12 protein-coding genes are annotated in these 13,895 nt (G+C 41.2%); 3 read left to right on the top strand and 9 right to left on the bottom strand.

Annotated elements, in window-relative coordinates; genetic code table 11:
* Positions 1–19 precede the first annotated feature (19 nt).
* From M3196_RS19485 to M3196_RS19445, 9 genes are all read right to left on the bottom strand, one after another.
* Complete coding sequence (locus M3196_RS19485; RefSeq protein ID WP_251324031.1) at positions 20–1,222, bottom strand: thiolase family protein; 1,203 nt, start codon at positions 1,220–1,222, stop codon at positions 20–22.
* A 25-nt stretch (positions 1,223–1,247) separates the two neighbouring features.
* Positions 1,248–2,369: a muconate cycloisomerase family protein gene (locus M3196_RS19480; RefSeq protein WP_251324007.1), complete on the bottom strand. Its 1,122-nt coding sequence runs from the start codon at positions 2,367–2,369 to the stop codon at positions 1,248–1,250.
* A gap of 10 nt (positions 2,370–2,379) precedes the next feature.
* Positions 2,380–3,123 carry a CoA-transferase subunit beta gene (locus tag M3196_RS19475; RefSeq protein ID WP_172827383.1) on the bottom strand — a complete coding sequence of 248 codons (744 nt, stop codon included), beginning with the start codon at positions 3,121–3,123 and terminating at the stop codon, positions 2,380–2,382.
* Positions 3,123–3,974 (bottom strand): CoA transferase subunit A, encoded by an 852-nt coding sequence (locus tag M3196_RS19470; protein ID WP_251324006.1) that lies wholly within the window; start codon positions 3,972–3,974, stop codon positions 3,123–3,125. The genes M3196_RS19475 and M3196_RS19470 overlap by 1 nt, the downstream gene beginning before the upstream one ends.
* Positions 3,975–3,992: 18 nt before the next feature.
* Positions 3,993–4,808 (bottom strand): dioxygenase, encoded by an 816-nt coding sequence (locus tag M3196_RS19465; protein WP_251324005.1) that lies wholly within the window; start codon positions 4,806–4,808, stop codon positions 3,993–3,995.
* 17 nt (positions 4,809–4,825) lie between these two features.
* On the bottom strand, positions 4,826–6,373 hold the full coding sequence (locus M3196_RS19460; RefSeq protein ID WP_251324004.1) for a 4-hydroxyphenylacetate 3-hydroxylase family protein: 1,548 nt from the start codon (positions 6,371–6,373) through the stop codon (positions 4,826–4,828).
* A 222-nt stretch (positions 6,374–6,595) separates the two neighbouring features.
* Positions 6,596–8,398, bottom strand: a complete 1,803-nt coding sequence (locus tag M3196_RS19455) for a XylR N-terminal domain-containing protein (protein WP_251324003.1) — start codon at positions 8,396–8,398, stop codon at positions 6,596–6,598.
* A 26-nt stretch (positions 8,399–8,424) separates the two neighbouring features.
* Positions 8,425–8,895 (bottom strand): flavin reductase family protein, encoded by a 471-nt coding sequence (locus M3196_RS19450; protein ID WP_066286298.1) that lies wholly within the window; start codon positions 8,893–8,895, stop codon positions 8,425–8,427.
* A 573-nt stretch (positions 8,896–9,468) separates the two neighbouring features.
* Positions 9,469–10,176: a hypothetical protein gene (locus M3196_RS19445; RefSeq protein ID WP_251324002.1), complete on the bottom strand. Its 708-nt coding sequence runs from the start codon at positions 10,174–10,176 to the stop codon at positions 9,469–9,471.
* Between the two features lie 347 nt (positions 10,177–10,523).
* Between M3196_RS19445 and M3196_RS19440 the strand changes: the two genes are divergently transcribed.
* The 3 genes from M3196_RS19440 to M3196_RS19430 all read left to right on the top strand — a co-directional run bounded on the left by M3196_RS19440 (position 10,524) and on the right by M3196_RS19430 (position 12,984).
* Positions 10,524–11,048 (top strand): ECF transporter S component, encoded by a 525-nt coding sequence (locus M3196_RS19440; RefSeq protein ID WP_251324001.1) that lies wholly within the window; start codon positions 10,524–10,526, stop codon positions 11,046–11,048.
* 188 nt (positions 11,049–11,236) lie between these two features.
* Positions 11,237–11,644 carry a hypothetical protein gene (locus tag M3196_RS19435; protein WP_251324000.1) on the top strand — a complete coding sequence of 136 codons (408 nt, stop codon included), beginning with the start codon at positions 11,237–11,239 and terminating at the stop codon, positions 11,642–11,644.
* A gap of 158 nt (positions 11,645–11,802) precedes the next feature.
* Positions 11,803–12,984: a DUF4317 domain-containing protein gene (locus tag M3196_RS19430; protein WP_251323999.1), complete on the top strand. Its 1,182-nt coding sequence runs from the start codon at positions 11,803–11,805 to the stop codon at positions 12,982–12,984.
* Positions 12,985–13,895 lie beyond the last annotated feature (911 nt).

Below are 13,895 nucleotides of genomic sequence, written 5' to 3'. Positions count from 1 at the left end.
CTTTCGTCTTTCGGTTAATTTATTGTACCGCCTCTATACACGCTGCGATCCCTTGCCCCATTCCAATACACATGGTCGCTAATCCTTTTTGGGCCTTACGCCTTTTCATTTCGTGGATGAGGGTCGTGACAATCCGGGCACCGCTGCATCCTAATGGATGACCGATAGCAATTGCCCCTCCGTTTACATTAACAATTGATTCTTCAAGATTTAGTTCTCTTATTGAAGCAATTGCCTGTGAGGCAAATGCTTCATTTATTTCTGCAATTTCAATATCCCCTGTTTCCCAGCCTGCTCTGGATAAAGCCTTCCTTGATGCTGGTATTGGGCCAATGCCCATGTAATTTGGGTCGACTCCTTCGGCGGCCCCTGAAACAATTTTTGCAAGAGGCCGAAACCCTAATTCTTTTGCTTTAACGCTCGACATGACAATCAGAATAGCGGCTCCATCATTGAGACCGGATGAATTACCCGCGGTAACCGTGCCTTCCTTCTGAAAGGCAGGCTTAAGGGCTGCTAATTTTTCATAGGTTGCTTCAGATCTCGGATGTTCATCTGTATCGATAATGGTTATATTGCCTCTTTTATCGTTCAGCTCAACGGGGATTATTTCGTCCTTCCAAATGCCTTTTTCCTCAGCTTCCTTCCATTTTTTCTGGCTCCAAAGAGCAAATGAATCCTGTTCTTCTCTTGTAACATAATAGCGATTAGCAACATTTTCAGCTGTATCTCCCAGAGAAGACAGGGAATACATTTTTTCCATTTCCGGATTTGGAAAGCGCCAGCCCAGTGTTGAATCGTACATTTCCTTCGTTCCGCGGGAAAATGCGGTTTCTGGTTTTCCTATCACCCATGGAGCTCGGCTCATGCTTTCTACACCGCCTGCGATAAAGATATCTCCTTCTTCCGCTTTAATTGCCCTTGCTGCCTGTAAAATGGCTTCCATCCCTGAACCACACAGACGATTGACTGTAACACCTGGAATTCGTTTCGGCAAACCTGCCAAAAGCAGCGCCATACGCGCAATGTTTCGGTTATCTTCCCCTGCTTGATTGGCACAACCTAGCAGCACGTCATCAATGAGTTCAGGATCAAGTCCCGTTTCTTTTATTACTGTCCGCATCGTAGTGGCTGCCAAGTCATCCGGACGTATTGAAGAAAGAGAACCTCCATAGCGGCCAATCGGCGTTCTTTTGGCTGCAATGATTACCGCCTCTTTCATACTCACCACTCCCATATCCAATTCATTACGTATTTTTTCGTCTATATCTGCTAACTTTTTCCTCATCCAGCTCCACTCCGAGACCTGGTTTTTTCGGGACGAAGATTCTGCCGTTCTCATACTTCACCGGCTCTTTAACAATGTCATCTGCTAACCACACAGGGCCGAACAACTCACTGCCGTAATCCAAATTGGGGATTGTGCAGTAGGCATGCAGACAGGCTGCTGTGCCGATCGAGCTTTCGAGCGAGGTTCCTCCAAAGCATGAGATGCCCGCAGCTTCCGCGATTCCCGCTATCTTCACAACGTTTTTCATACCTCCAGACTTATGAATCTTTAGAGAGATAATGTCTGCTGCCTTCTTTTTCGCCAACTGCATGACTTCCTGCAAGGTGGATGCACTTTCATCCGCCATTACGGGGACTTTCGACATTGCTGTTAATCGTGCAAGACCGTCTATATCCCAGTAAGGAAGAGGCTGCTCTAAAAATTCGACGCCCGCTTCATTCAGCCGGTCCATCCAGCGGGTTGCCGTCAGAATGTCCCATGACCCGTTTGGATCTACTCCAACTGTTGAGTGACCACGAAGCAGATATGCAACATCGGCTGTTCTTTTTGCGTCTTGAGCTGGTGGTATGTTGCCCGCTTTTATTTTAAAATTCACATAGCTTTCTGTTTCCATCTTCTCTTTTGCTTCCGCCGCGTCTTCCTCTACGTCACCTGTTGCAAGCGCCCATCTCACAGGAATACTTTCCTGGTACAGCCCGCCCAGCAGCTGATGTACAGGCACCGCATTTATTTTACCAATGAGATCGTAAAGAGCCATTTCAACCGTTGCTTTCGCAAATTGGTTTCGTTCCACTTGCCTGTCCATTAAGGCGAGTATCTTTCCCATGTTTCGCGGGTCCTGGTTAAGCAGCAGCGGCTTAAAGTGGGCTTCAATAACAGCCTGCATCGTTTCTACACTTTCACCGCTCCACCATATACCAGGTGTCGTTCCTTCCCCTATGCCCATCAATCCTTCTGCCGTTTCGATACGGACTATGACAAAGCTTTTTGCATACATTTTTTCTGCTGAAAATTGGTGGGGACGCTTGATTGGAATATCCAGAATTTCTGTCTTAATTGAACGGATGGTTTTATCCATGTTTTCCCCCTTAAGCCTTCTTTAGCTCCCTTAATTTTTGCAGTTCTTCATCCCTTGGCGGCTCCACCACTTGCACATTCTTTGCAATCTTAAGCTTCCAGCCGATGTTCTCCTGCACTTGTTCTTCCTTAACACCAGGATAAAGCTCGGTCAGTGTTAACTCTTTTGATTCCGGATCCGGTCTTAGGATGCCGAGGTCTGTAATAACAATCGATGGTCCACTGCCGTTAAATCCTAAATCAGTGCGGGAATGGGAACCTTCTAAAAAACCCGCTGAAGTGATAAAATCGATTTTTTCAACGAATGCTCTTTTTTTCAAAGGCATAATAATAAAGACTTCTTTTGCCATAGAAGCAATTTCAGGTGCGCCACCGGCTCCCGGCAACCTGACGTTCGGATTATCGTACGTTCCAATGACAGTGCTATTTAGATTCGCAAATCTATCAATCTGTGCGCCTCCCAAAAATCCAATGTCCACTCGATTGCCCTGCAGCCAGTAATTGAATATCTCGGGAAGAGGCACTATCGTATCAGACGTTTCAGCCAATTCTTCGTCACCTATGGATAAAGGTAACGCTACTGGTTTTGTGCCGATCGTACCGGATTCATAGATTAATATACTTTCCGGCGCATGGAGATGGCGTGCCAGATTGGCTGCCGCGCTTGGAAGTCCAATTCCAACAAAGCAAGACACTCCGTCTGTTAATTGCCTTGCAGCAACAATCGTCATCATTTCATCCGGGGTATAATCCATCACGTCACAACCCCCTCTAAGCTTCTAAGAAATTCTTCCGTGTTTTTTGTTTGAAGAACATGGCGTTCCATCCAGTTCATGAATGTGTTTCTGTCTCTGCTGATACTGTCCCATTTTTTATAAAATTGATTATCCCGTTTCGTATAGTCAAGGGCATAAGAAGGATAGGTCCCCCCTGGCACTTTGCAGACCGCATCAATTGTAAAAGAAGGAAGAAAGACGGCATTTGGTCTTGGCTCGATTTTATCCACCACTTCCTCTACGGTCACAATGACTTTTTTTGCTGAAAATGCCGCTTCTTTCTGAATTCCCGTGATCCCCCATAGCTGGACATTTCCTTTTCGATCCGCCTGCTGGGCATGAATGATCGTCGTATCTGGATTGATGGCAGCCACTGCCGCAACCTTTTCACCGGTAAATGGGCAATCGATTACTGCTGCATTCTTTGTGTTTTTTAATAAATCCGTTCCCTGATATCCTTTCATAACCATGAATGGGAGCCCTGAAGCGCCGGCAACATATCTGTTCGCAAGCCCCGCATGTGTGTGTTCCTCTAACTCCAGTTCCCGTGGCCATTGATGTTCAACAGCATCCCGAAAACGGTGGAGGGAACCCACACCCGGATTCCCACCCCAAGAAAAGATCAATTTTTTAACAAGCCCCATCCCAATGAGCTGATCATATATAAGGTCAGGCGTTAAACGGATTAACGTTAAATCCTTTTTACCCTGGCGAATGATTTCATGGCCAGCTCCCTGTGGAATAAGATGCGTAAACCCTTCAAGGGCGACCGACTCATGATCTGCTATTAAGGTTTGAACAGCTTCTTGTAAGCTAGCTATTTCAGCCATTCCTCTCCCACCTCTTTTTTATTTCGATGAATTGGCTACTGTCAGGTCCTTTTTTGTTTCCGCTCTCCAGTTCTGTGTTCTCATTTCAAAATCAAGCGATGCGGTTTTATAGGATCCGTTTGTATCTTCATGGTGTTCAAGCTTTGTAATCAGGGTAGATCTTACACCTTCTGCGACATCTGTTTCAATCCATGGATCTCCTTCAAAGAAAACCTGGGTAATAAGATTTTCATAGCCTTCCTGTTTAAATTGAATATGAAGATGTGCGGGACGGTACGGATGATGATCAATATAATCCAAGAACTCACCTGTCGGGCCATTCGTTGGAATCTTATAAGGGGCAGGAACGATCGTTTTTACTTCGAATTGACCGTTTTCATCTGTATAGAATCGTCCGCGTAGATTGTATTCTGGGATATCATCCGCATAATGCGAATATTCACCATCCGCATCGGCTTGCCACATATCTACGAGCGTATTCGCCAGCGGCTTGCCGTCCACGGATCTTACAGTTCCTTTAAAATACAATACGTCTCCTTTTTCATCCGCGCGCTGCGTTAATACATAGGGTTCTTCAAGCATCGGTGTGTTTTCGATATGATACGGCCCGAGCAGTGAAGGTTCTGTCCCTGGATAACCGCTGTAAATGCTATTGAGTACATGGGTTTCAAAAAAGACATCCATGAACAGCGGAATTTCTCCCTTTCGTCCGAGACGGTCAAGCCAAAGAACGAATTCATGATACTCGTCGTGCGAGATTTGTGCTTCATCTAATAATTTCTTCGTGTGCTTCACGATTCCCTCAAAAACTTTTAATACGCGCTGACTTGCCATTGATTTGTACCTCCTTTTTATTTCGAAAAGTAGCTTACATCGTCAGGGTTTATCCATGTTTCATTGATCCATCCGTCAAGATCATAGTCACTCATACATTCCTCTGCAAATTGTTCATATTCGAGAGCTTGTCCATTCTCAGTTGCAACCAATAAATTTTCCAATCGGATGTTTTCATGGTTGCCTGAGTAGTTGCGTTCATATAGTTCATGTCTTCCACCGTATTCAGTGCCTACAACATCCCAGAGAAGTTTAATTAGTTTGATTTTGTTTAAGGCATCCACGTTATTCGAGCCCCTATACAGCTTATCAAGGTATGGGCGCAGCTCAGGGTTTTTAAAATCTCTCGCGCTGGAAGGTTGAACGATCAGACTGCCGGCTACCACGTTCTCGATTATTTCCTTAATTTTAGGCCAGCCTTCTGACATGAACACCCGATAAGCGAGACCATAATTTAGATTAGGAAGAACCGTACCGTTTGCACCTTTCTCCGGATTGAGAGCCATCGCGTCACTCAGCGCCCAGAACATGTTCTTCCACGCCAGCACTTCCCCCACATTCACCTGAACACCCCGGAATTGGTCGGTTCCGTTCACCTTTACCGCTTTTAAAAGCAACCCGGAAATGAAATCGAGTTTTACAGCGAGTCTTGTTACGCCATGGAACGTAAACCGGTGAAGAAAACCGCTCTCTGCAAAGAAGTTATTCACTTTTTCCACATCTTTATAAATAAGGATGTTTTCCCATGGAATCAGTGCTTTATCAAAAATAAGCACTGCATCGTTTTCATCAAATCTGGAGCTTAGCGGATAATCGAACGGACTGCCCATTACCGCGGCGTTCATTTCATAGGATGTCCTGCTTACGAGCTTGACGCCTGGCGTATCCATTGGCGCTACAAAAACCAGTGCAAATTCTTCCTTCTTAATCGGTGCTGCCCCATAGTGGGCAACAAAATTGTAATTTGTTAAGGCTGAGCCTGTGGCCACCATCTTAGCCCCGCTGACGATAACACCTTCTTCTGTTTCACCTTCCGCTTTTATGAAGATATCCGATACGGCCTCGAGCGGTTTATTGCGGTCAACCGGAGGGTTAATGATTGCATGGTTGAAGAACAAGTTCTTTTCCTGTGCTTCTTTATACCATCGTCTCGCGTTTTCCGCATATGGCGCATAATAGTCCGGGTCTGCTCCAAGCGTAGCTAGGAATGATGCTTTATAATCCGGGGACCTTCCCATCTGCCCATAAGACAGCCTTGCCCATTGTGCAATTGCGTCGCGTGTTTCTAAAAGTTCCTGTACGCTTTTATCGACCTTAAAGAATTTTTGTGTGTAACCGCCATTGCCTGTGTCGGTTTCTACGGTAAGTACATCTTTTGTCTTTTCATCATGTAAAGCGTCATACAATCTTGCAATCGACCGGGCGGCATTACGAAAAGCTGGATGCGTCGTTACATCTTCCACTTTCTCTCCATGAATCCAAATTTCACGCCCGTCTCTCAAACTTTCCAAATACTCCTGTCCGGTCAACGGCTTTTTAGTGATTTCTTTTTCCTTGGTTTGCATTGTTCTGCCTCCTTGATTGAGTTAATTTAGAAATAAAGCGCTTACAATTCCTATAATTTAAGTATGAGTAATTATCTGATTAATTTGAACTGTAAAAAAATACTGATAACAAAGAAGTTTTTTTCAGTTTATGCGGTGCGGGAGTAAGCATAGTGAGGCGGAAAAATTTAATAAAAATAAAAAAAGACCGCCAAAAGGCATCTGCCTTATTGGCGATCATGTTTATGTCGCAAAAGAATACCGTTCATCAATGATCTGCATGCCGAAGTAAATACGAACGGCTAGCTGGTACTTAAAGCGACCTGTTCCTGTTTTTAAATCTGCATTACACAGCGATTCGATCTTCTCGAGGCGGTAACGTAAACCGGCAATGGACATATGAAGGTCATCCGCCGTTTGCTGAAGATTCCCGTTATAATCTAGATAAGATTTTAGTGTAATGACGAGATTGCCCTGATTGGCAACATCGTATTCGACCAGCTTGCCAATAGTATTCTTACAAAAATCAATCAGTTCCTCCTGATCCGCTCCTTTTAAAAACATAATGATCGGTTCTAGCTCTTCAAAATATGATGTTCTGCTGTCTGTAGGATAAGCTAACTGAATAAAATCACAAATCCGGCATGCATCGTGATAGCTTTTCCCCAGTGTTTTAAGGTCGTTGGCAGGGCGCCCGACACCAATATAAGCTTTCATAGATTTAAACTTTTCCTGAAGGTTCTTTTGAAGTTGTAAGGAAAAAGGTTGTACTTCCAAACTATTTTGATCAGACAAAATGAGAATAATATAGTCGTCTTTTATAAAAAAATCAATACCAGAATAGACGATACTCAAGTACTGAAGGATTTCCTTTTTATTAGAAACAGGATCTACCTTCAGTGTAAGGATGCGGTTTATAGCTTGAGGATTAAAATCAAACATATACATATGCCGATGGAGTGTGTCTTCGTCGTATTTATTTCGAAGCAGTTCATCAAATAAATCTTCTTTTTTCTGCCAAACGGAATTCATCAGCTTTCGCTGGTGGAACATTTGCACCGTGCAGACCATAAGTGCTCGTTTAATAATCATTTGCTCTTTTTTATTCATCGGCCCTTCGCTAATGACCACCATTCGGCCAAGAATTGCTTTATGTGCCTTGATCGGAAAGGTCTGAACATGCTTCTCTGTTCCACCTGTCAATCCGTTATCTTTTTTCCAATCTCTATAGGTATCTTCATCTTCTTGGCAGATGAATGAGCGTTCCAGAGTTTCATTTATATAGTCGATTACAATGCTTTTCTGGAGGGTGTCTGAAATCAGGCTTACCGTATCGCTAACTTCCTTGTCTTCAAGCAGCATGTCTGTCAGCCGGTTTTGTACCTTCTCAGATTCTATGATATTTTCATTTAACTCTTGAACTTCTTTATAGACCCTATCAAGTTCGGATAAGAGTGTTTCAGACTTGTAATAGCGTAAATATTGCTGGTGGCGTTCATCATTATGGTCTACCGTTTTCGCGACAAAATAGCAATGTGAGTCTCCCTTGCCCTCGCACTTTTCTTCATATACGAGCACTTCTTTTCCGAACGTCTTCGTTAAGTATCCGCTGGCATAACCAATTAGAATCCAGCACACCGGATCCTTGCTTAGCCCGTAATGGTTAATGTGTTCAACAGCTTCAAACGAATTTTTCCAAAACCCTGTAAAATGAAGCTTTTGTTCACAGAAATCAATCGTATCAGGCTCGACGGTTACCACTCCTTCAAGAGTATGGAGATATGGCCCGGCAAGCAAAAGCTCTTGGCGGGAACCCCAATCATACATCTTTTCAATTGTTTCTCCATCTTTAAAACCGCATGCCCATCCGTATCTCATTAAAAAGCCCTTTGCTCGATCCATGCTCAGCGTATTGACTAAATCTCTGCGGAGGATTCCGAGGGCTTCCACTGATACGAGCGCCATTCTTCTGTCATCAAACATAATTGTGCCTGTACGGGGATTAATATCTATCAATTTCTCAAAAAGTAGATGATGAGCTTTCATATGTCCCCTCCCTTAATTAGCTGACTCTATAGACTGAGCTGGGTGCTCACGCTTGAAAACTTCCCGCAGTAATAGGTGAGCGGACTGCCTTTCCGATATTCAAATTCACTCACTTTCCCAATGAAAAGAACATGATCGCCTCCGTCATATTCCGCAAAGGGCTCACATTCGATGTAAGCCAGCGAATCCTGCAGACGGGGGCTCAGCTTCCCTTTTTCCCATTGGAAAGGTGCTTCTTCGAGGGGTCTGCCGGCAAAATGCATCGCTGTGTCCTGCTGTTCCTCTTTTAGAATATTGACTGTGAAGTTATTGTTTTTCATGAATTCAATCGCCTTCGTCTTTCGGTCAACAGATACTAGAATCAACGGTGGGTCGAGTGAAACTGACGTAAAGGAATTTACGGTAAACCCATGCGGCCCTCCGTCCGTATTACATGTGACTACCGTAACACCTGTAGCAAAATGACCCATACAATTTCTAAATTCTCTTCCATCCATAAATTTCGCTCCTTTTCACTTTTTTGTTAGCGTTTTCATAAAGTTATTTTAATGGTAGCTATAATAAGGTCATTATGTAACCGTAAAAAAGTATAGTTCCTTGCTGTGTTTCCCTACTTTTTGTTTAGTCATATTTCCTTTGTGGTTTTCTATTTATATGAATAACGATGCAAAATCAGGAAGGGAGTTCTCTTCTTATAAACTGCACATAGAAAAAAGGCCGCACACCAGTTCATCGAACGAATGAAAGACCCCCTCCTTTACGGTTCTTTTGAAAATAAATTATTGCTATTTAATAATGGGCTCAAAGATTTGTAAATACCAACTCAGAATTTGTAGATATTTCTCGGGAAATGGTCGAATTTAGATGAAGATGCTGGTAAATTGTCACATGTATCGGGTATCACTACATCAGTTTTACTTTTTTCTATCAATACATAAGAAGCGGCACTCCATGTAGATGGTCCGTATCGCGTATCGATATATTCCCTGGATATATGATGAACAAGGCAAGTTAGAGATATTTAGAAATACATATCGCCACGCGATACGAAACAAAGAATAATGGCCACATTATTTTCGAAATAGGGAGAATAGCCCCTCCCATTTACTTTTAGGTTTTTGTATCACTTCTTCTAAACGTTTATTAAAATCATTTTGTAAACGCCACTCTTTTGTCTGTTCTTCTCGCATATTTTGTATTTCTTTTTGTAGGAGTTCACTTTTTTCTTTTTCTTGCTGCAATAATGTTTCGTAATGATCCTTTTGTTGATTAGTTAACTTTTCAATTTTAGCGTTCGTTTTTTGCGCTGCATTTCCAATCGTAGAACTTATAACATGGTGATCTTGTTGAAGTCGGGAAACCGTTATTTTAAGCTGCGACATATCGTTTGTCAGTTGAACATTCATTTCACGTGCAGCTGCTAGTTCATTGGCCAATACCATTAAGACCTCTTTTAAATGATTGGGATCCTGGGGTAGAGTTTCATATGTATCGGGTATCGCTACGTCCGTTTCATTGGATACTATTAATCTTTCTTTTTGTTGTAGCACAAGTTCTTTTGCTGTATCGTCCAATGGTTTGTCTGTATCGCGCAACGCTATAAGCGATTCGATGTCTGATTGAACAAAGATACGGCGGTCGCCGTCTTTCAAAAATTCATACCCGTTCCGTTCTAAAATCTGTCCATACTTCCGGACAGTTGGTGTGGCAATACCTACTTCTTCTGCTACTTCCTTTGATGAAAATGCTCGTTCGTTCGGTTGTATATCACGTCGCATATCGGACCTCCTTTTCTACTCAATATCATGTTATTTATATCTATTATAAGTTATATCGCCCAGCGATACGAACCTAAAGCAGCTGATAATTCGCCTATTATAGGCATTCGAAGTGATAAACCTTGTTTTGTGCTTTGGTTCCAAAAATTATCATGATAAACAAATTATATTAACATACTAAAGACTCCCTCTTTATTAGTAAAGAGCTTTCTCTTTTTAGTATCATTTACCGATAAAATAGCTGTTTTCTTAGACGTAAGAGACAGATATAATGAGTTAGCGGGGAATTCTCCATTCATAATCTGAAATTAAGTAAAATCATACTATTAAACGAAAGAGGTTATTTTGTGAATACAACATTTTCACCGATAGAAACGAATAAAACAAAAGCGTTAGTAATCAATGCACTTTTCGTCGCATTAACTCTTGTAGCTACCATGTTCATCAACCTAAAACTCCCGATAATGGGTAACGGCGGCCTAATCCATCTCGGGAACGTTCCCCTATTTATAGCAGCATTCGTTTTCGGCAGAAAAACAGGAGCTATAGCTGGCGCCTTTGGTATGGGCCTCTTTGATATTATCTCCGGTTGGACAGTGTGGGCGCCATTTACCTTCTTCATAGTTGGTGCAATGGGCTATGTAGCCGGTCTTATATCCGAAAAAGTCCCAGGCAAAAGAGCTGTTGTATACTCAATGGCAGTTGCGATTGCCCTTATTATTAAAATTGTAGGCTATTATTTTGCTGAAGTAATCCTCTATAGTAACTGGATCCAGCCATTCGGATCAATTCCTGGCAACGTCATGCAGGTTGTAATAGCCGGTATCATTGTAGTACCACTTGTAGCTCGTATTAAGAAGAGAGTTATATAGATATAGAAGTTGCTTTTGCAGTAGCGCTTATTTTTAAATTTACCCCTATAAAGCATCGCCTTTTAAGAAAGGCTGCATGATAGGGGTTTCTTAGTGACCTTCGGGAATAGTTAGACTATTTATAAACCTTGAAACTTTTTAAAACAAATTACGACTTACTTTATAAGTTGGATTTTAGGGGTGTAAAAATGAAAAAGGGATTTATTATTTTTTCTATAGTCGTCTGTTCCATCTTATTTTCAGGGTGTAACATTACTTCAGAAACAAATGGAACTACCCATCAAAAGAACACTCAAGAAACATTAGAAAAATTAAAAGTTACGGGTAAAGTAAATAAAACATTTTATAAAGAAAAGGAAATAAAAATCGCTCGAGACGCTATACAATCTGCTGAAAAAATACAAGGAATATTAGATGTGGCAAAAAGCAATTTTGAAATTAGCTTAATAGATTCAAAGGGCAATAAAGAAAACTTTTTTCTCTGGTTACGAAAAGAAGATAATGGTGGAATGATAATGAATGTTCAGGATACTCATACAGGCTATACATTACAGAAAACAGATGTTGCCAAATTAAAAGAGTTGTTAAATATATAGGAAGATCTCCTCAAAACTGAGGAGATTTTTTTTGCGAAAAATCCCCTTCACAATTAACTTCGCCTAAATGTTAAAATTAATGATACTTAAAGCTAAGAATGTAGAGACTTTTCACCTTCGAATTTACATATCAGAGCAAAATAGGAGTGTATTTAATCATGAACAAAAAAGATATCGCACAGATTCGGAAGCAATTTAAAAAAGATAATGATTCACTCAAAATCTTCAACATCTTTAATGTCTATATTATGAAGGAATCAAGTGAAATCTATCATCACCAGAGTCAGCCTTTCGAAATGCTGGATTCAGAGCAACAAGAGCTGTTTTTGAATAACTTCAAAAAATTACTTGGCGGAAGTTTAGATGAGAAGCTCTTTGAATTAAAATTTAAAAGGGATGCTGAAAACAACAGCCAGCTCATTTTGCATCAAGGCTTACTCAGCAGTGATGTGGAAGACTGGAAAGAGCGAATGCTCCAAATGGTAGGTAAAATGCTTTTAAATCGACAATACGAGATGGATATTGTCATTACATTTATTCGCGGAGAATATTTTAAGCCGACGAAACGCAGAAATGAGGAGGCCGAGGTAAGTGAACGAGATACCGTTTACTCTTTCCCCTTTATTCTGTGCAGCATAAACAATACACAAGAGCCAAAAAAAGAGCTGCTTTTTGATTATGTTGAAAAAGAGTTCAAGTACAATTTTGTGGTCGATCCTATCATTAATCTGAATGCGCCAATCGGAGGATTCCTCTTCCCTTGTTTTAGTGATAATGCAGCAAATGTGAACCACATTCTCTATTCAGCAGGGAAAGTGCATGAGCCTGATCATGAATTCATCGAGAACGTGTTGAACAGCGAAGAAACGATGACGGCAAAAGACGATAAAATCGTTTTTGAAGAAATCATTAAAGACGTAACAAGGGATCAATTAAATACATCAACGCTCTCAAATGTGTATGAAGAGATTAACCGTATGATCGAAGAAAATGAAGAGGAAGAACACCCAAAATTAGATTCCAAGGACGTTGAACGCGTTTTAAAGATGAGCGGCATTGAAGATGTTAGTACGGAAAAGGTAGAAACTGCCTTCCAAAAAGTGATTGATGATGACAAATATGAGATAAAAGCGAGCAGCGTCGTGCCAAAGTATAATTCGAAGTCGATTAAAATCAATACGAAGGTTGCTAACATTTCGATCAGTCCACAAGACTTAAAGTTTGTTAAACAAGTTCATCTTAGTGGTAAACGTTACTTAATGATTGAAGTGGAAGAAGATACTGTTATTGAAGGCTTTACGATGATTCCAGAAGCTTTTGGTGAAAAAGTAGAGAAGTAATTCACAAAACTAACAGTTATCCAATAATCAGTGAAATAAAAAGGCTATTTTCGAGGAGTGTTTGATTTCCGTTTCAGGATGCTCGCTTTCCGCGGGGCGTGCCGTGAGCCTTAGTGGAAGATGGATATTCAAGGAAGCATGTGTGCTCCTGCGTCTGCAAGGCTATCCTACCGAAACGGGCTTCCTCGTCGCATGCCTTGCGAGATGGATTCTCAGGTGGTAGGCACGCTGCTCCCGCAGGAGTCTCGCATCTTGCACTTCAATCAACTTGTCAATGAATACTCTTTACAAAAATGACCTAAAAGCAACAGTCTTTTAGAAAAGAGCCAATAGAAAATTATAGTCTTTTAAAATTTTCTTTTCGTTACGGGAAAAACTACATGAACCTTCTTTAGTTTATTAATTAGAATAACTCTATAACAGATAGAAAAAAGCTTCTCACAAGTTTGTTCAACTTATAAGAAGCCTCTTTTATAGTTTCCTAGTAAGGAAAATGTAGCATTCCACTCGATTCTACTTAAAACAGCGATTACAGCTTCAGTTTTAGGAAAAAACAGAGTTCTTAATGTAATCATTCTAAAGTACATAGACTACTTCACTGGATAAAGCTTGGTTAGCCACTTTTTCAGGGTACTTTTCTCTCCACCTCTCTTTTTATCAATCTCTTTATCTAAATCTATTCGATCAAGATACGGTACTCGTGCTCTATACTCCTTTGACTGTCCCGTATGGCAAGTTTTGCACCAAGAGCTTCTACCTGCCTCTCTACGTTTATCTTTCTTAAAATCAAATATACTTTTTGCTTGTTTACACCTAGTACACTCTCTATTCTTTATCAGCTTATCTCCAACCAAAACCCCTTCTTTGTTTTAATAAATTGGTTTTGTTTTGCTAAGTCTTTTTCTGTTTTA

The organism is Fictibacillus nanhaiensis, assembly GCF_023715445.1.
GTDB lineage: Bacteria > Bacillota > Bacilli > Bacillales > Fictibacillaceae > Fictibacillus > Fictibacillus nanhaiensis_D.
Note: the sequence above shows the minus strand (reverse complement) of the source record. Positions and strands in the feature narration are given on the sequence as shown.